The sequence below is a fragment of the Caulobacter sp. GW821-FHT10C03 genome (assembly GCF_059415485.1).
Genome location: NZ_JBWKNI010000018.1, coordinates 69,366 through 85,292, shown reverse-complemented (window position 1 = coordinate 85,292; position 15,927 = coordinate 69,366). Strand labels below are relative to the sequence as shown.

Sequence of the window (15,927 nt, the reverse complement as noted above, 5' to 3'; positions counted from 1 at the left end):
CGTAGAATCAGAGACCTGCTTTCTGAACGCGCTCTTGCGCCGCGTAAGGAGTATCCTTACCGGACGAATCGTCGGGGCCTCGTCCCCGCCAAGTTGCAGAAGGATTTCGGTCGGCATGGCCGAGACGCCCGCGAAAGACATGACGGCGGCCCGCCGCCGCGCCGACCCCCTGATCTGGGGCGCGGCGATCTTCTTCGTCCTGGCCGCCGGCTTCGCCACGGCCCCGGCCCTGAGCGCCGGACCCGCCACCCTGGCCGGCCTGCTGCTGCTGGCCGGCGTCGCCGGCGTGGCGATCCTGGGGCTGGTGGCGATCCGCGCCTCGGCCGCGCACGACAACGGCCTGGACGTGGCCGACAGCTTCATCGAGGCGCTAGGCGAGCCGGCGGCCCTGACCGTCGCCGACGGCCGCATCCTGGTGGCCAACCAGGCTTGGCGCGACACCATGGGCGAGGCCCGCCGCCTGCCCAAGGACGCCGCCCTGTTCTCGGCCCTGACCCGGGCCCGCAAGGGCGAGACCGCCGAGGCCCTGGTGGTGCTGGCCGGCCAGGAGCGCCCGGCCGTCGCCGCCCGCGTGGCCGGCGGCCGCCTGCTTGTGCGCCTGCCCGTCGCGGTCGAGCCTGTCGCCGCCCCGCTGCCGCCGGTCGCCGTTCCCATCCCCCAGGCCGCGCCGCCGCCGCGCGCTCTGGACGCCTTCTCCGGCGCCTCGCCGTTCGGCGCGGCCCTGCTGGAGGGGCTGGACCCCTTCAACTCTCAGGTGCTCGAGGCCAACCCGGCCCTCTCGGCCATGACCGGCGCGGTGCGCGCGGGCATGACCCTGGGCGAACTGATCGACCCGCCGTCGCGCACCGAGGCCGAAACCCGTCTGGCCGAGGGCAAGGCCGGCCCCTTCGAGGTGCGCCTGGCCCGCGACCCCTCGCGCATCGCCCACCTCTATCTCTACCGCGCCGAAGGGCGGCTGGTGGCCTATCTGATCGACGTGTCGGAGCAGAAGCAGATCGAACTGCAGCTGGCCCAGGCCCAGAAGATGCAGGCCATCGGCCAGCTGGCCGGGGGCGTCGCCCACGACTTCAACAACCTGCTGACCGCCATCCAGCTGCGCCTGGACGAGCTGCTGCACCGCCACCCGGTGGGCGACCCCTCGTACGAAGGCCTCAACGAGATCCGCCAGACCGGCGTGCGCGCCGCCGACCTGGTGCGCAAGCTGCTGGCCTTCTCGCGCAAGCAGACCGTCCAGCGCGAGGTGCTGGAGCTGGGCGAGCTGATCTCGGAGTTCGAGGTCCTGCTGCGCCGCCTGCTGCGCGAAGACGTCAAGCTGATCACCGACTACGGCCGCGACCTGCCGCAGGTGCGGGCCGACAAGAGTCAGCTCGAGACGGCGGTCATGAACCTGGCCGTCAACGCCCGCGACGCCGTGCGGGCGGCCAAGGGCGGCGGCGTCGTCCGCATCCGCACCGCGCGCCTCAACGAGGACGAGGCGCGTAGCCTCGGCTTCCCCGGCGCCGAGGGCGACCAGGCGTTCATCGAGGTCAGCGACGACGGCCCCGGCATCCCGCCCGAGGTGATGGGCAAGATCTTCGACCCGTTCTTCACCACCAAGCCGGTGGGCGAGGGCACGGGCCTGGGCCTGGCCACCGTCTACGGCATCGTCAAGCAGAGCGACGGCTGGATCCACGTCCACAGCCGTCCGGGCGAGGGCGCGGCCTTCCGCATCTTCCTGCCCGTGCACGAGCCGACCCCGGCCCAGGCCGCCGCGGCCGCCGTGGTGGCCGCCGAGCCGCCCAAGCCCCGCGCCGCCCGCGATCTGTCGGGAGCCGGCCGCATCCTGTTCGTCGAGGACGAGGACGCCGTGCGCGGCGTCGCCGCCCGACTGCTTCGCGCCCGGGGCTACGAGGTGCTGGAGGCCAGCGACGGCGAGGAGGCCCTGGTCATCGCCGAGGAGAACGCCGGCAAGATCGACCTGCTGATCAGCGACGTGATCATGCCTGGCATCGACGGCCCGACCTTGCTCAAGAAGGCCCGCGGCTATCTGGGCAACGCACCGGTGATGTTCATCTCCGGCTATGCCGAGGCCGAGTTCAGCGACCTGCTGGAAGGCGAGACGGGCGTGACCTTCCTGCCCAAGCCGATCGACATCAAGACCCTGGCCGAACGCGTGAAGCAGCAGCTTCAGGCGGCGTGAGGACAACGGCCCAGGCTTGAGGTAGGGTGAGCCATGGCCGATGGCTTTTCCTTCGATGTCGACGCCGATCTCGCCGAGCGATTGACCGCCGCGGCGGCCGACGCCGGCGTATCGCGCGAGGCCTATGTACGGGCGCTCCTGGAGCAGGAGAGCCATGGCGGGGCTGGCTGGGTCATCGCGCGGGCGCGGGCCTACGATTTCGATCGGACCGGCGAGGCGATGACGATCGACGAGGCGTTCGCGGAGCTTGACGCCTTGGTGCTCGAACGGCGGGCGCGCAACGCTTGAACCGCCGCCGCGTCGTCCTGGCCCTTGCCGTTCGACGCGACCTGGAACGGTTGGCCGATTTTCTGGCCGCCAAGAATCCTCAAGCCGCCGAGCGGGCTGCGGCCGCGATCAAGGCGGCCATTCGATCTCTGGAGACCTTTGCGTCGCGAGGGCGCCCGCTCGTCCACGAGCTGCGTGAACTCAGCGTGGACTTCGGCCGGGATGGCTACGTGATCCAGTATCGCGTCGAACCCGAGCGGGTCATCGTGCTCCGTATCTTCCACACGCTTGAAGACCGCGAAGGCTGATCACCCCCGCCGCAGCAGCACCGTCGGGCTTTCCTTGTAAGTGGTGCGCGTCTGTTCGACGAAGCCGGTCTTGGTCGCCAGGGCCAGGGAGGCGGCGTTGTCGGGGTGGATGATGCAGACGACGGGACCCGCGCCCCAGCGGGTCTCGCCCCAGGCCAGGCCGGCGTTCACGGCCTCGGTTCCGAAGCCCTGACCGTGCATGCGGCTGGCCAGCACCCAGCCCATCTCCGGCACGTCTTCGAAGGAAGGGGTGATGTCGCGATGGAAGTCGGCGAAGCCGACCTCGCCGACATAGCGGCCGGTGGCGGTCTCGCGCACCGCCCAATAGCCGTAGCCGAGCAGGGCCCAGAGGCCCCGGGCGCGCAGTAGGCGGGCCCAGCTTTCCTCACGCGTCGAGGCCCGGCCGCCGACATAGCGATAGACCTCCGGATCGGCCCACATGGCGACGCTGTCGTCGAAGTCGGACAGCTGCGGCGGGCTCAGGGTCAGCCGCGCGGTGACCAGGACGGGCGGGGCGGAGGCGCGGGGGGCGATATCGTCGAGGGGCGGCATCGGGGTCCGGGTTTGCGGAGGAGCGACGGCGCAGCCTATATCGCCCTGCAGCACTAGGGGACCCGCAAGTTCATGACCTCGCCGCAGGACGCCGTCGCCGCCCGCCGCAAGCTCACCAACCGCCTGATCGCGGGCAAGGACGCGGGCCGGCTGGTCCCGTTCTTCCTGCCGGACGCCAAGCTGATCGCCGGCGACGGCTCGCTGCTGCTGGGCCGAGACCAGATCATCGAGGCCTTCGCCGGCCAGTTCGCCGATCGCGACTTCGTCTCCTATGTGCGCACCAGCGAACTGATCGAGCTCGACGCCGACGGCGCGCGGGCGGCCGAGCGCGGGCGCTGGGTCGGGACCTGGAAGGGCGAAGGCGCGACCCAGAGCGGAACGTATCTGGCCACCTGGCGCAAGATCGCCGGGCAGTGGGTGATCGAGAACGAGCTGTTCGTGACCCTCTCCTGATCCCTCTCCCCCTTGCGGGAGAGGGTGGCCTCCGAAGGAGGTCGGGTGAGGGGTCTCTCAGAAATCGAAACCGCATACCCCGGGTAGGCTGGGCGAGGGGTCTTGTGTTTGAGAGACCCCTCATCCGTCGGCCTTCGGCCGCCACCTTCTCCCGCTAGGGGAGAAGGATTTTAGCGCCGCTTCTTCGGTGCGGGCTTCGAGGCCGCGTCCACCACGGCGCCGGCGCCCGCCCCGACGACCGCGCCCACGGGCCCGGCGACGACCGCGCCGGCGATGGCGCCGGTGGCCGCGCGCTGTTCCATGTTGTGGCCGCAGGCCGAGGTCAGCGCGGCCAGGGCGAGGATAGCGGCCAGGCGCGGAGCGACGGCGGGCAGGCGGGTCATGGGCGGGTCTCCGAGGGGGAATTCACTGTGACCGTTAACGGTGAGGCTTGGTCGGGGTTCCGACAGAGCGGAACGAACGCGTCGAAAATCCCGCTGCTGCGGCGTTTTCTCGCGCGTCGAGGTTTTTCCTGTGAATCAAAGTGTTAATAGCGCGCGAAGCCAAAAAGCCGGGCAAAATCAATGCCGCAGTGCAGCATGCGCTTGCGACTCGGTCATAGTTCGGTCATAAGGCGAGGCATAAGCAGGATCTCGACCTTATTGCGAACGGTCGAACCTCGCTTCCAGACCGGCCCGATAGTGCTTTTTCCGGGTGTCTTGGAAGTGTTTTTGTCGGGGGGCCGGAGCGCCCTCGTCGCGCAGGACGCAAGTTTTGTTTATCAAGTCGCAGACGTGCGCTGACGCGCGCGGGCTGATCGGCGCCGTTTTGGTTGGATCCGTCACGGGTCTGGCCTTGGGCGGCGTCTATCTGGCGGGGGGCATGGCCCAGACCGCCTCTCAGCACGCTCGCGTTACGCGCCTGGCCGACGGCGCCGCCGGAAGTTATTCCGAAGCGGCGCTGCATCAGGCCGCGTCTCGCATGGACGCCGGGGCGCTCGCCATCGCCCGCCGCCATGACCCCTACACCGTCGCCGGCGACGCCCAGCGCGATCGCCAAGCTTCCCTGCTCGCCGCCCGCCTTCAGAGCGGCGGCGAAAAGTCCGACGACCAACCGCTTCTGCTGCGCGCCAGCCTCGGCGGCGCGTTCAGCCCGGCCGCCGCGCCGTTCCACCTGACCAGCGCCCTCGAAAGCTCGCGCGAACTCGAGTGCCTGGCCCAGGCGGTCTATTACGAAGCCCGGGGCGAGACGCCCAGCGGCCAGGCCGCGGTGGCTCAAGTCGTATTAAACCGCGTACGCCACCCTTCGTTCCCCAAGTCGATCTGCGGCGTCGTGTTCCAGGGCGCCTACGCCCGCACCGGCTGCCAGTTCAGCTTCGCCTGCGACGGCTCGATGCGCAGCCCGCACGAGCGCGGCGCCTGGAACCGGGCCCGGAAGGTCGCCTCGCGCGCCCTGGCCGGCACGGTGATGTCCGAGGTCGGCTCGGCCACCCACTTCCACACCACGGGCGTCGCCCCCAACTGGGGTCCGCGCCTGATGCGCGTCGCCCAGGTCGGCATGCACGTGTTCTATCGTTTCGGCGGCCGCGCCGGCGCGCCGGGGGCCTTCACCGGCCAGCCGCGTCCCTCGACGGTGGACGACCTGCCCGACGCGCCCGTCCTGACCAGCCTGCCGCAGGCCCCCACGGCCGACGGCAAGTCGGTTATCTATGTCGCCAGCGCGCTTTCCGTCGCCAAGACGGTCGAGGGCGGCATGGGCGGTCCGGAAAAGGTCGGCCCCGAGCCGGCTTCGGCCCCGGCCATGCATCCGACCAAGACCGGCGCCGACAAGTCCGACGTCAGGCCGGTTGCGGTTGCGACCGGAGCCGGTTCCTGAGGAACCCGGGGGCCAGGCGGGCCATGAACCGCATCTGCCTGGCCCGCTTCCCCACCAGATAATAGAGCTCGCGGCCGTGGGCCGCCTGCCACACCGTCTGCGCCGCCTCGTCGACGCCGTAGACGGGCATGCCGCTCTTGCGCAGCTCCTCGCCCATGTCGATGTTCTTGCCCGGCTGGGAGTTGTGCAGGATCGGCGTCTCGACGAACCAGGGCATGACGCAGGCCACGCCCACGCCGTGGGGCGCGAACTCGGCGTCCAGCGCTTCCGACAGGCCCCGCACCGCGAACTTGGTGGCCGAATAGACCGCCAGGCCCGGCGCGCCGTAGATCCCCGCGCACGAAGCCATGTTGAGCAGCCGCCCGCCGCCGGGCGTCGCCTTCAGGAACGGCAGGCCGGCCCGCGCGCCGTTGATCACGCCGCGGATGTTGACCGCCAGCATCAGGTCGTCGCCTTCGGGATCGATCTCGGCGAAGGCCCCGAAGCGGGCGACGCCGGCGTTGTTGAACAGCACGTCCATCCGTCCGCCCGAACGGCTCGTGAAAGCCTGGAGCGCCGGGGTCCAGGCCTCGCGGTCGCGGACGTCGAGCGGGTGGACCGAGGCGTCGTCGACGCCGATCTCGGCCTGGGCGCGGGCCAGGCCCGTCTCGTCGATGTCGGACAGGCCGACCAGCCAGCCTTCGCGGGCGAAGCGCCGGGCGCTGGCCAGGCCGATGCCGCTGGCCGCCCCGGTGATGAAGATCGCCTTGCGCGCCGCCATGGCCGTCTCCCCGTCGTTGTTGATTATCGCCGATCAGACAGCGACCGACGGGGAGGGGTCAAGATGACTTGGAGTTTTAGGGGGATCAGTCGTCGCTCTGGTCGTCGGTCTCGGCCGGCGGACCGTTCTTCTTGATCGACTCGATGGCGTTCTTGGCGCCGGCCTTCGAGGAATAACCCTCGGTCCAGAAGATGTTCTCGCTGTTGTAGACGAAGTAGGCGACGAACTCGCCGGCCTTGTTCTTCTTGATCACGAACTTATGGGCCATCTGGAACTCCCACGATGATGGCGGGCCGTTGGTCGGCCAGCCGACGGATGGGAGCCTCGCGCTCCGGATGCGTTGGTGTCAACCGCGTTGCCGTGACGCTCGGGGCGCCGGATGATGCCGCTTGCACCAAGCGGACGGGATCTCGATGAGCGCCGAAAAACTGGACCACCTGTCGCGCACCCTGCTGGGCGTGTCCTATGGCGATCTCACCGAAGTCCAGCGCAGCGTCATCGACCTGATCGCCGCCGAGGCCCCGACCGCCGTCGCGCCGAGCCTGCGCGAGAAGGAGGGCACCTATTGGGAGCGGCTGGCCGACAAGGTGGCGGCGATCGGCGGCTCCTGGGGCTTCATCGGCAGCTTCTCGGCGATCCTGGCGGCCTGGGTGATCCTGAACCTGGCCCTGATGCCGTTCCACAAGGCCTTCGATCCCTATCCCTTCATCTTCCTGAACCTGGTGCTGTCGACCCTGGCGGCGATCCAGGCCCCGATCATCATGATGAGCCAGAACCGCCAGGCCACGAAGGATCGCGAGGCGGCCGAGCACGACTATGTCGTCAACCTGCGGGCCGAGCTGGAGATCATGCGCCTGCACGACAAGCTCGACGCCCTGCGGGTGGCCGAGCTGTCGGAGATGGCGCGGGCCAATGCGCTGTGTCTGGACGAGCTGCGGGCCGAGGTCAGGGCGCTGCGGGGCTAACCCTCTCCCGTAAAATCCCCGCGAAAGCGGGGACCCAGGTGTTTTATCGTCGAGCACGGCGGGTTGCAGAAAAAGCCTGGGTCCCCGCTTTCGCGGGGATTTTACGGAGTGGGGGAGATCACCCCGCCTTCGCCGCGCGCCGCAGCGCCTGGGGCGGCTGGCCGTAGACGCGGATGAAGGCGCGGCGCATGCGTTCGGAGTCGCCGAAGCCGGATTCCAGCGCGATGTCCTCGACCTGCAGGGGCGCGCTGTCGAGCAGGGCGCGGGCGGCCTCGACACGCAGGCGCTCGATGGCCTTGGCGGGCGTGGCGCCGGTCTCGGCCGTGAACAGGCGGGCAAAGTTGCGCGGGCTCATGGCGGCGCGCTCGGCCAGTTCCTCGACGGTGAGGGGGCGGGCCAGGTTCTCGCGGGCCCAGGCCAGCAGTGGATCGAAGCGGCCGCCCTTCATCTCCAGCAGGGCCGAGAACTGCGACTGGCCGCCCGGACGGCGATGATAGACGACCAGCTGCTGGGCCGTGCGCTTGGCGATCGCCTCACCCAGGTCCGCGCCGATCATGGCCAGGGCCAGGTCGATGCCGGCGGTGATGCCGGCCGAGCTCCAGATCGGGCCGTCCTGCACCCAGATGCGGTCGGCCTCCAGCCGCACGCCGGGAAAGCGGCGCTGGAAATCCTTGGTGCGGCTCCAGTGGGTGGTGGCGCGCTTGCCTTCCAGCAGGCCGGCGGCGGCCAGGACGTAGGTTCCCGAACAGACGCTGGCCGTGCGCCGGGCGGTGCGGGCGGTCTGCCGCACATAGGCCAGGGTGGTCTCGCAGGTCGCTGGGGCCTTCACCCCGTCGCCGCCGGAGACCAGCAGGGTGTCGAAGGCCGGGGCCTTGTCGAAGGGCAGGGTGTCGAAGGCCGTGCCGGAACTGCTGGCCGTCCAGCCGCCGTCGCGGGAGACCAGGAACAGGCCGTAGGCGCCGGGGTCGAAGCGGGCGGCGATCTCGAAGGCCGAGATCGGGCCGGCGGCGTCCAGAAGCTGGAAGCCGGGATAGACCAGCATGCCGACGGCGCGAGGCATCGTATTCCCCCGAATGATGGCGGAAATCGAGGGATCTCCGTCATTTCCGCCGAACGCTACCTGGGAGACCCTTGGTCGTCAAATGAGGAGGGCTCTCCATGACCGACCAGATCCGCATCGTCTTCGCCCTGTTTCCGGGCGTGACCCATCTCGACTTCACCGGTCCGCACCAGATCCTGGCGCGCCTGCCGGGCGCCAAGATCACCGTCGCCAGCCTGGAGGGCGGCGAGGTCGAGGCCGACGGCCTGATCTTCGCTCATCTGACGCGGCTCGACCAGATCGAGGCGTGCGACATCCTCTGCATTCCCGGCGGCTTCGGCGTCACCCAGGCGATGGGCGACGCGGCGTTCCTGGATCAGGTCAAGCGGCTGGCCTGGAGCGCGCGCTACGTCACCAGCGTCTGCACCGGCTCACTGGTGCTGGCGGCGGCGGGGCTGCTGGAGGGCAAGCGGGCGGCCTGCCACTGGGCCTGGCGCGACCAGCTGGCCCTGTTCGGCGCGATCCCCGACGAGAGCCGCGTGGCCCGCGACGGCCGCTTCGTCACTGGCGGCGGAGTGACGGCCGGCGTCGACTTCGCCCTGACCCTGGTCGCCGAGATCGCCGGCCCGGGCGTGGCCCAGGCCATCCAGCTGGCGGTGGAGTACGCGCCGGATCCGCCGTTCCAATCGGGCCGGCCGGAACTCGCCCCGCCGGAGGTGCTGGCCCGGGTGCGGCGCATCTACGACAACGGCATGGACGAGCGGGTGGCGGCGGCCGTGGCCGCGGCGGCGAAGCTGAAGGGGGAGATGGTTCCGGCTTGAGCAAGCCGTCCCCTGAACTCCCGTCATTCCCGCCCTTGTGGCGGGAAACCCTGCTTCCGTCCGCACGGGCGGTGCAAGCGGCGTGCTCAGCACGCCGCCTCGCTCTCACCTGCGGCTGACAGAGAGGTTCCCGCCACAGGGGCGGGAATGACGGGAAGAAAGTAGGGGTGGAGAGGCGCTAACCCACCTGCACGCCCGTCATCGAGATCGCCGCGAAGACGTCGTCGGCGAAGAACGACACCGGCTCGTCCTTCTGCTGCGCGCCCAGTACGTAGAGCAGGGGCAGGTAGTGCTCGGCGCTGTTGATCGACAGGGCAGCGTCTTCGCCCAGGCCTTCCCAGTCGATCAGCGGCTGGTGGTCGCCCGAGGCGATCAGGGCCTTGGCGGTCTCGTTGAAGCGCGGCGCCCAGTCGGGCGTCTCGCCGGTGCGGAAGTTCACGGCCCGCAGATTGTGGACGATGTCGCCGCTGCCGATGATCAGCACGCCCTCGTCGCGTAGGGCGGCCAGGCGGCGGCCGGCTTCGTAGTGCCAGGCGGCGCTCTGGCCGCGATCCAGGCTGACCTGCACCACCGGCACGTCGGCGTCGGGATACATCGGCCGCAGCACGCTCCAGGCGCCGTGGTCGAGGCCGCGGGTCGGGTGCTGCACGGTGCGCTGGGGCGACAGCAGTTCGGCGGCGCGGGCGGCCAGGGCCGGATCGCCCGGCGCACGGTACTGCACGTCGAACAGCGCCTGGGGGAAGCCGCCGAAGTCATGGATGGTTTCCGGACGCTCCGAAGCGCTCAGCGCCGTGCCGCCCATGGTCTCCCAGTGGGCGCTGACCATCAGCACCGCCTTGGGGCGGGGGAGGTCGCGGCCCAGCTGCGCCCAGGCGCGGCTCCAGGCGTTGTCCTCGATGGCGTTCATCGGTGAGCCGTGGCCGATGAAGAGGGCGGGCATGCGGGTCATGGCGGCGAAGTCCAATTAGATACTTGTGCGGTTACAGATGGGCGCTCGCCCATCGCGGGTCAAGGACGTCCAGCGCGACCTTCCGCCGCTTCCCCCCGGGGCTCGGCTTTGTTAAGGCCACGGGCGTGAGCAGTCCGTCGTCATCCTCGGAGTCGGTCCCCCCGGCCGACGCCGCCCCCAGAGTCGCCCCCGTGGCGCCACCAGTCGCGTCACCCGTCGTCCACGCCCCCCGCCCGGCTACTCGCGGCGGCGCGCTGGACCTTCTGCGCCTGGTCGCCGCCCTGCTGATCGTGGTCTACCACTTCGGCGCCGAGAGCCCGCTGCGCATCGAGCGCTTCCACCCGGTGTTCGCGCGCGGCTATCTGGCCACGGACTTCTTCCTGATGCTGTCGGGCTACGTGCTGGGCCGCGCCTACGGGCCGTCGGCGATCTCGGGCCGCATCACCCACTTCCAGTTCTGGCTGCGCCGCGCGGCGCGGGTGTGGCCGGGCCACCTGATGGTGCTGGCCGCCATGGCGGGCCTGGTCTTCGCCCTCAACGTCATCGGCACCGACGCCCACAAGCCCTCGCGCTTCGCCTGGGACCAGCTGCCGCTGCAGGCCATGCTGATGCACGCCTGGGGCTTCAACAGCGACGGCTGGAACCTGCCCAGCTGGTCGCTGTCGGCGCTGATCGTCTGCTACGCCCTGTTCCCGTGGTTCTGGCGCGCCGCCAACCTGACCCGGCGGCCGTGGCTGCCGATCGTGCTGGCCGCCGCCGTGGTGGTCGCCTTCGACGTGGCCTCGCGCCAGACCAACGGCTTCGGCTTCTCGGAGGTGTCGATCGGCCTGTCGGACCTGCCCTTGCGCATCGGCGTGCTGCGGGCCCTGCCGCTGTTCCTGCTGGGCCTGTGCCTGGCGCGGGCGGTCGAGCTGAACTGGCCGACGGAGAAGGCCGCCAAGACCCTGCTGACCCTGGGCTGCGCGGGCCTGGTGATCCTGCAGCTGATCGGCCGCTTCGACCTGCCCAGCCTGGTGTGCCTGGCGGCCATCATCCTCGGCGCCGGCCGCCTGCCGGTGAAGCATCCCCAGGCCTGGATCGAGGAGGGCGCCAAGCTCTCCTTCGCCCTGTTCATCACCCACATCCTCGTCGGCGTGATCTACTGGAGCGCCGTGCACAAGCTGATCGACAGCGTGCCGATCGGCATCGGCTGGCAATGGCTGATGTGGATCGCCGGCTTCCCGCTGGCCATCGGGGCTGCCTGGGTGTTCCACACCTTCATCGACCAGCCGGTGCAGGACCGGATCATGCCGTGGGTGCGGGGCAGGGGGCGCTAGAAGCGCTCTCCCTATTCTCCCGTCATTCCCGCCCTTGGCGGTAAACCCTCTATCAGCCGCAAGGGCGGGAGGGGCGGACTGTCGAGCAGTCCGCTTGCGCTTCACGTGCGAACGGAACCAGGGGTTCCCGCCACAAGGGCGGGAATGACGGGAGTTGGAGGGGAAGCGCCCCCCTAAGCCGCGTCCAGCCCGATATCCAGCACCGGCGCGGAGTGGGTCAGGGCGCCGACGCTGATGACGTCCACGCCGGTTTCGGCGATGGCGCGGACGGTGGTGAGGTTCACCCCGCCCGAGGCTTCCAGCACCGCCCGGCCCTTGGCCAGCGACACGGCGGTCGCGAGGTCGTCCAGGCTGAAATTGTCGAGCATGACCACGTCGGGGCCGTGCTTGAGGGCGTCTTCCAGCTGGTCCAGGCCGTCGACCTCGACCTCGACCTTCACCAGGTGACCGGCGAAGGCGCGGGCGCGGCGGACGGCTTCGCCGACCCCGCCGCAGGCGGCGACGTGGTTGTCCTTGATCAGGATGGCGTCGTCGAGGCCGAAGCGGTGGTTGACCCCGCCGCCGCAGCGCACGGCGTACTTCTCCAGGGCGCGCAGGCCCGGCGTGGTCTTGCGGGTGTCGACGATGGTCGCCCCCGTGCCGTCGACGAGGCGCACATAGGCGCGGGTCAGGGTGGCGATGCCCGACAGACGGCCCAGCAGGTTCAGCCCTGTACGCTCGGCAGCCAGCACGGCCCGGGCGTTCCCCTCGGCGCGGGCCAGTACGGTTCCCGGCGCGGCGTCGGCGCCGTCGGGCGTGACGACCTCGAAGGTCGCGGTCGGGTCGAGGGCGAAGAGGGCCAGGCGGGCGCAGGCCAGACCCGAGACGCGGCCGTCCTGGCGGCTGGCGAACACCACCGACAGCCGGGCGTCGGCGTCGATGCAGGCCAGGCCCGTGATGTCGCCGGCCCGGCCCAGATCCTCGGCCAGGGACAGATCGACGATGGGGCGAATGAGAAGGTCGGGCAGCGGCTCGATGCGGGGCAGGACGGTCAAAACAGCTCCGACAACGGAATGCGGACTTCAGGGGCGAATAGCGGCGACACGGCCGCGGCCTCGCCTTCGTGGACAGCGGTCTTGCCCCAGCTGCCGTCGGGATGCGGCTGGCTGAAGACGGTCAGGCGGCGGGCTTCCGGTTCGGCCACCCAGTATTCCGGCACGCCGGACTTGGCGTAGAGACGGCTCTTCACAGTCAGGTCGTTTCCGAGCGACGAGATCGAGACCTCGACCACCAGAACGGCGGCGTCGGCTTCCGCGTACTTTCCCGCCGGGGCCCTGGCGACGAGAACGTCCGGATCAGGAGCGCTGTAACGTCCGAGCTTGAGCGTGGAGCCGGCGAAGACCTTCAGCGCCGAGGGGGGCGAAAGCCCGCGTATCGCGCTCTTGAGGGCCGCGCCGACATTGACCGTGACTTCACCGTGATCCAGGGAGGCCGGCGCCATGTGGATGATCTTCCCCTCGATCAGTTCGACGTGGCCGGAGACGTCGTCGAACACCCCAGCCTGATCCATGCGCTCATACTGGTCGAAGTCGAACAGGAACTCGGTGTCGCCGCGCTCTTCGAAACCCGCGTCGAAACCCGCGTTGGTCGCCGTCATGGTCGCGTCTCCGTTCTCCTTACGTACCATTATTCCGCGGCGTGGCGCAAACCGGCCTGGACGGGGTCGAGGGTGACGAAGGTGCGGACGGGATCGGCCTTATCGGGGAAGTCCGAACGGTAGTGGCCGCCCCGGCTTTCCTGGCGGGCGAGGGCCGCATCGACGATGAGGCGGACGGCGACCAGGGGCGGGCAGGGGCCGTGAGCGGCCTCCAGGGCGGCGACCTCGGCTTGCAGGCGGGCCAGGCCCTCGGCGTCGCGGATGACGCCGGCGTCGCGGCTCATGGCGCGGCGCAGGGTCTGGAAGGCCTCGTCCGGCAGGTCGGGCAGGGGCGCGAGCGACACCGGCTCGCCGCCGGCTTGAGTCCCGTTTGGGGCCTCGGCCGCCGCGGCGCGGCCGGCGCGGGCGCCGAACACGGCCGCTTCCAGCAGGCTGTTGGAGGCCAGGCGGTTGGCGCCCTGCACGCCGGTGGAGGCGCATTCGCCGGCGGCGTAGAGGCCGGGCAGGCTGGCGCGGCCGTCGAGATCGGTGGCCACCCCGCCCATGTGGTAGTGCACGGCCGGCGTGACCGGGATCATCTCGCGGCGAGGATCGACGCCGGCGCTCTGGCAGGCCTCGAACACGGCCGGGAACTCGTGCGGGAAGTGGGCGCCGACCGCCGTCGTGGCGTCGAGGAAGGCGCCGCGACCGGCCGCGCGCTCGGCGTGGATGGCGCGGGCCACCACGTCGCGGGGCGCCAGCTCCTTGGCCGGGTGATAGTCGGCCATGAAGGCGCGGCCATCGGTGTTGCGCAGGATCGAGCCTTCGCCGCGCAGGGCCTCGGTGGCCAGGGGCGCGGGATCGCGGCCGATGTCGATGGCCGTGGGGTGGAACTGCACGAACTCGGGGTCGGCGATCTCGGCGCCGGCCAGGGCGGCCAGGCCCAGGCCCTCGCCGCGCACCTGGGTCGGCGTGGTGGTGACGGCGTAGAGGCCGCCGACGCCGCCGGTGGCCAGGATCACGGCCTTGGCGCGGACTTCCACGAGCTCGCCGTCGATTTCGGCAAGCACCCCGACCACGCGGCCGGCGGCGTCCTGGAGGAGGCGGCGGGCGCGGGCGTTCTCGCGGATCTCGATGGTCGGCGTGGCGCGCACCGTGGCGATGACGGCGGCCATGATCGCGGCCCCGGCCCCGTCGCCGCCGACACGGGCGACGCGGGCCTTGGAGTGGGCGGCTTCCAGGCTCAGCACGAAGTCGCCGTCGGCTTTGCGGTCGAACGGGGCGCCGAGGGCGGCCAGGGCGCGGACGGCGGCGGGGCCTTCGCGGGTCAGCAGCGCCACGGCGTCGCCGTCGCACAGGCCGGCGCCGGCGGCGATAGTGTCGGCCGCGTGCAGCGACGGGGTGTCGTCACCCGCCAGGGCGGCGGCCAGGCCCCCTTGCGCCCAGGCGCTGGAGCAGCCGGTGGCCAGCGGCGTCGGCGACAGCACCAGGGCCGTCTTCGCCGCCAGCGCCGCGCTGAGGCCGGCGAGACCCGCCCCGAGGATCACGGGGCCGTCGAAGGTGATGCGGTCGACCATCTCATACTCCACTCCCTTCCCCCTTGATGGGGGAAGGGCCGGGGATGGGGTGAACACGGCGGTTCGGCCATCCGAGAAAGACGAAGGACGGGCGTTGCAGCGGACAGGCCGCGCCACCCCCATCCCCAACCCTTCCCCCATCAAGGGGGAAGGGGGCTTTTAGATCAGCTCCACGTCCACGTGGTGGCGCGCCTTGACGAGGTCGTAGCGGGCCGGGGCGGCGGGCGGGGGCAGGTCGATCATCCGCTGCACGGCCTGGCGGGCGCGGTCGAGGATGTCGGCGTCCACCGTCACCTCGTACTGCTCGTGGACCAGGGCGTCGTAGATGTTCTGCAGGGTGATCCGCTTCATGTGCGGGCACATGTTGCAGGGGCCGATGAACTGGGTCCCGGGGCTTTCGGCCTGGACGTTGCTGGCCATCGAGCACTCGGTGATCAGCACCACCTGGGCGGGCTTGCGGGCCGCCACGTAGTCGTTCATCGCGGCGGTCGAGCCGGCGAAGTCCGAGGCCTCGAGGATCTCGGCCGGGCATTCGGGGTGGGCCAGCACCTCGGCGCCGGGCCAGGCCGCGCGCATGTCGGCGATGTCCTGCACGGTGAAGCGCTTGTGCACCTCGCAGTGGCCGGCCCAGGCGATGATCTTGACGTTCGTCTGGCGGGCGACGTTGCGGGCCAGGAACTCGTCGGGGATCAGGATGACCTTGTCGGTCCCCCATTCCTTGGCGGCCCACTCGACCACCTGAACGGCGTTGGCGCTGGTGCAGCAGATGTCGGTCTCGGCCTTCACGTCGGCGGTGGTGTTGACGTAGGTGACCACCGGCACGCCCGGATGGCGCTGCTTGATCAGCCGCACGTCGGCGCCCGTGATCGACGAGGCGAGGCTGCAGCCGGCCAGCAGGTCGGGGATCAGGATCTTCTTCTCAGGGCTCAGGACCTTGCTGGTCTCGGCCATGAAGTGCACGCCGGCCTGGACGATGATCTTGGCGTCGCTCTTGGCGGCCTCCTTGGCCAGGGCCAGGCTGTCGCCGACGAAGTCGCCCACGCCGTGGAAGATGTCCGGCGTCATGTAGTTGTGGGCCAGGATGGCGGCGTTCTTCTCGCGCTTGAGTCTGTTGATCTCGACGATCAGCGGCGCGTGCAGGCGCCATTCCATCGGGGTGACATGGTGCTTGACCTTGTCCCAGACGGCGGCGGTCTCCGCCTCGATGTCGGCGGTGAAGGCGAGGGGCGCGAAACCGTCGGCCATGTCGTCCTCTCTTATGCTCAAAGTGAG

General features: G+C 70.4%; 18 protein-coding genes. 8 read left to right on the top strand and 10 right to left on the bottom strand.

The genetic code is table 11. The annotated features are described in order from the left end of the window. Positions 1–115: 115 nt before the first annotated feature. Genes cckA through AC07NG_RS20235 form a run of 3 tightly spaced genes read left to right on the top strand, consistent with a single transcriptional unit; the run spans position 116 to position 2,754 of the window. Complete coding sequence (gene cckA, locus AC07NG_RS20245; protein WP_494595953.1) at positions 116–2,179, top strand: cell cycle histidine kinase CckA; 2,064 nt, start codon at positions 116–118, stop codon at positions 2,177–2,179. Between the two features lie 33 nt (positions 2,180–2,212). After that, positions 2,213–2,467 (top strand): ribbon-helix-helix protein, CopG family, encoded by a 255-nt coding sequence (locus tag AC07NG_RS20240; protein WP_494595951.1) that lies wholly within the window; start codon positions 2,213–2,215, stop codon positions 2,465–2,467. After that, a complete protein-coding gene (locus AC07NG_RS20235) occupies positions 2,464–2,754 on the top strand; it encodes a type II toxin-antitoxin system RelE/ParE family toxin (protein ID WP_494595949.1) in 291 nt (96 codons plus the stop codon). Before AC07NG_RS20240 ends, AC07NG_RS20235 begins: the two co-directional genes overlap by 4 nt. Here the strand turns inward: AC07NG_RS20235 and AC07NG_RS20230 are convergent, their stop codons facing one another. Further along, a complete protein-coding gene (locus tag AC07NG_RS20230; RefSeq protein ID WP_494595947.1) occupies positions 2,755–3,306 on the bottom strand; it encodes a GNAT family N-acetyltransferase in 552 nt (183 codons plus the stop codon). A gap of 72 nt (positions 3,307–3,378) precedes the next feature. On the opposite strand from AC07NG_RS20230, the gene AC07NG_RS20225 reads away from it, so the two are divergent. Then, on the top strand, positions 3,379–3,759 hold the full coding sequence (locus AC07NG_RS20225; RefSeq protein ID WP_110120869.1) for a YybH family protein: 381 nt from the start codon (positions 3,379–3,381) through the stop codon (positions 3,757–3,759). A 170-nt stretch (positions 3,760–3,929) separates the two neighbouring features. On the opposite strand, the gene AC07NG_RS20220 is transcribed toward AC07NG_RS20225, so the two are convergent. Continuing rightward, entirely contained in the window at positions 3,930–4,142 is a 213-nt protein-coding gene (locus AC07NG_RS20220) for a hypothetical protein (protein WP_494595945.1), read from the bottom strand. 370 nt (positions 4,143–4,512) lie between these two features. Here AC07NG_RS20220 and AC07NG_RS20215 point away from each other — a divergent pair, with 370 nt between their 5' ends. Next, complete coding sequence (locus tag AC07NG_RS20215) at positions 4,513–5,613, top strand: cell wall hydrolase (RefSeq protein ID WP_494595943.1); 1,101 nt, start codon at positions 4,513–4,515, stop codon at positions 5,611–5,613. On the opposite strand, the gene AC07NG_RS20210 is transcribed toward AC07NG_RS20215, so the two are convergent. Beyond that, on the bottom strand, positions 5,576–6,373 hold the full coding sequence (locus AC07NG_RS20210) for an SDR family oxidoreductase (RefSeq protein WP_494595941.1): 798 nt from the start codon (positions 6,371–6,373) through the stop codon (positions 5,576–5,578). The genes AC07NG_RS20215 and AC07NG_RS20210 overlap by 38 nt on opposite strands. An 85-nt stretch (positions 6,374–6,458) precedes the next feature. Further along, positions 6,459–6,641 (bottom strand): YegP family protein, encoded by a 183-nt coding sequence (locus tag AC07NG_RS20205; RefSeq protein ID WP_110120140.1) that lies wholly within the window; start codon positions 6,639–6,641, stop codon positions 6,459–6,461. 145 nt (positions 6,642–6,786) lie between these two features. On the opposite strand from AC07NG_RS20205, the gene AC07NG_RS20200 reads away from it, so the two are divergent. Beyond that, the gene (locus AC07NG_RS20200; protein ID WP_492855036.1) at positions 6,787–7,338 is read left to right on the top strand and encodes a DUF1003 domain-containing protein; all 552 of its coding nucleotides are present in this window, start codon (positions 6,787–6,789) and stop codon (positions 7,336–7,338) included. A 118-nt stretch (positions 7,339–7,456) separates the two neighbouring features. On the opposite strand, the gene AC07NG_RS20195 is transcribed toward AC07NG_RS20200, so the two are convergent. After that, positions 7,457–8,398 (bottom strand): GlxA family transcriptional regulator, encoded by a 942-nt coding sequence (locus AC07NG_RS20195; RefSeq protein ID WP_492855035.1) that lies wholly within the window; start codon positions 8,396–8,398, stop codon positions 7,457–7,459. Between the two features lie 98 nt (positions 8,399–8,496). On the opposite strand from AC07NG_RS20195, the gene AC07NG_RS20190 reads away from it, so the two are divergent. After that, positions 8,497–9,198 (top strand): DJ-1/PfpI family protein, encoded by a 702-nt coding sequence (locus AC07NG_RS20190; RefSeq protein ID WP_492855034.1) that lies wholly within the window; start codon positions 8,497–8,499, stop codon positions 9,196–9,198. A gap of 178 nt (positions 9,199–9,376) precedes the next feature. On the opposite strand, the gene ygiD is transcribed toward AC07NG_RS20190, so the two are convergent. Then, the gene (gene ygiD / locus AC07NG_RS20185) at positions 9,377–10,147 is read right to left on the bottom strand and encodes a 4,5-DOPA-extradiol-dioxygenase (RefSeq protein ID WP_492855033.1); all 771 of its coding nucleotides are present in this window, start codon (positions 10,145–10,147) and stop codon (positions 9,377–9,379) included. Positions 10,148–10,338: 191 nt separating this feature from the next. Between ygiD and AC07NG_RS20180 the strand changes: the two genes are divergently transcribed. Beyond that, a complete protein-coding gene (locus AC07NG_RS20180; protein ID WP_494595938.1) occupies positions 10,339–11,463 on the top strand; it encodes an acyltransferase family protein in 1,125 nt (374 codons plus the stop codon). A 173-nt stretch (positions 11,464–11,636) separates the two neighbouring features. Here AC07NG_RS20180 and nadC read toward each other — a convergent pair whose 3' ends face one another. The 4 genes from nadC to nadA form a co-directional block, all read right to left on the bottom strand. Further along, the gene (gene nadC, locus AC07NG_RS20175) at positions 11,637–12,479 is read right to left on the bottom strand and encodes a carboxylating nicotinate-nucleotide diphosphorylase (protein ID WP_494595995.1); all 843 of its coding nucleotides are present in this window, start codon (positions 12,477–12,479) and stop codon (positions 11,637–11,639) included. Between the two features lie 14 nt (positions 12,480–12,493). Beyond that, complete coding sequence (locus AC07NG_RS20170; protein WP_494595936.1) at positions 12,494–13,099, bottom strand: Uma2 family endonuclease; 606 nt, start codon at positions 13,097–13,099, stop codon at positions 12,494–12,496. Positions 13,100–13,128: 29 nt separating this feature from the next. Further along, on the bottom strand, positions 13,129–14,655 hold the full coding sequence (locus tag AC07NG_RS20165; protein ID WP_494595934.1) for an L-aspartate oxidase: 1,527 nt from the start codon (positions 14,653–14,655) through the stop codon (positions 13,129–13,131). Between the two features lie 159 nt (positions 14,656–14,814). Next, positions 14,815–15,900 (bottom strand): quinolinate synthase NadA, encoded by a 1,086-nt coding sequence (gene nadA, locus AC07NG_RS20160; protein ID WP_494595932.1) that lies wholly within the window; start codon positions 15,898–15,900, stop codon positions 14,815–14,817. Positions 15,901–15,927 lie beyond the last annotated feature (27 nt).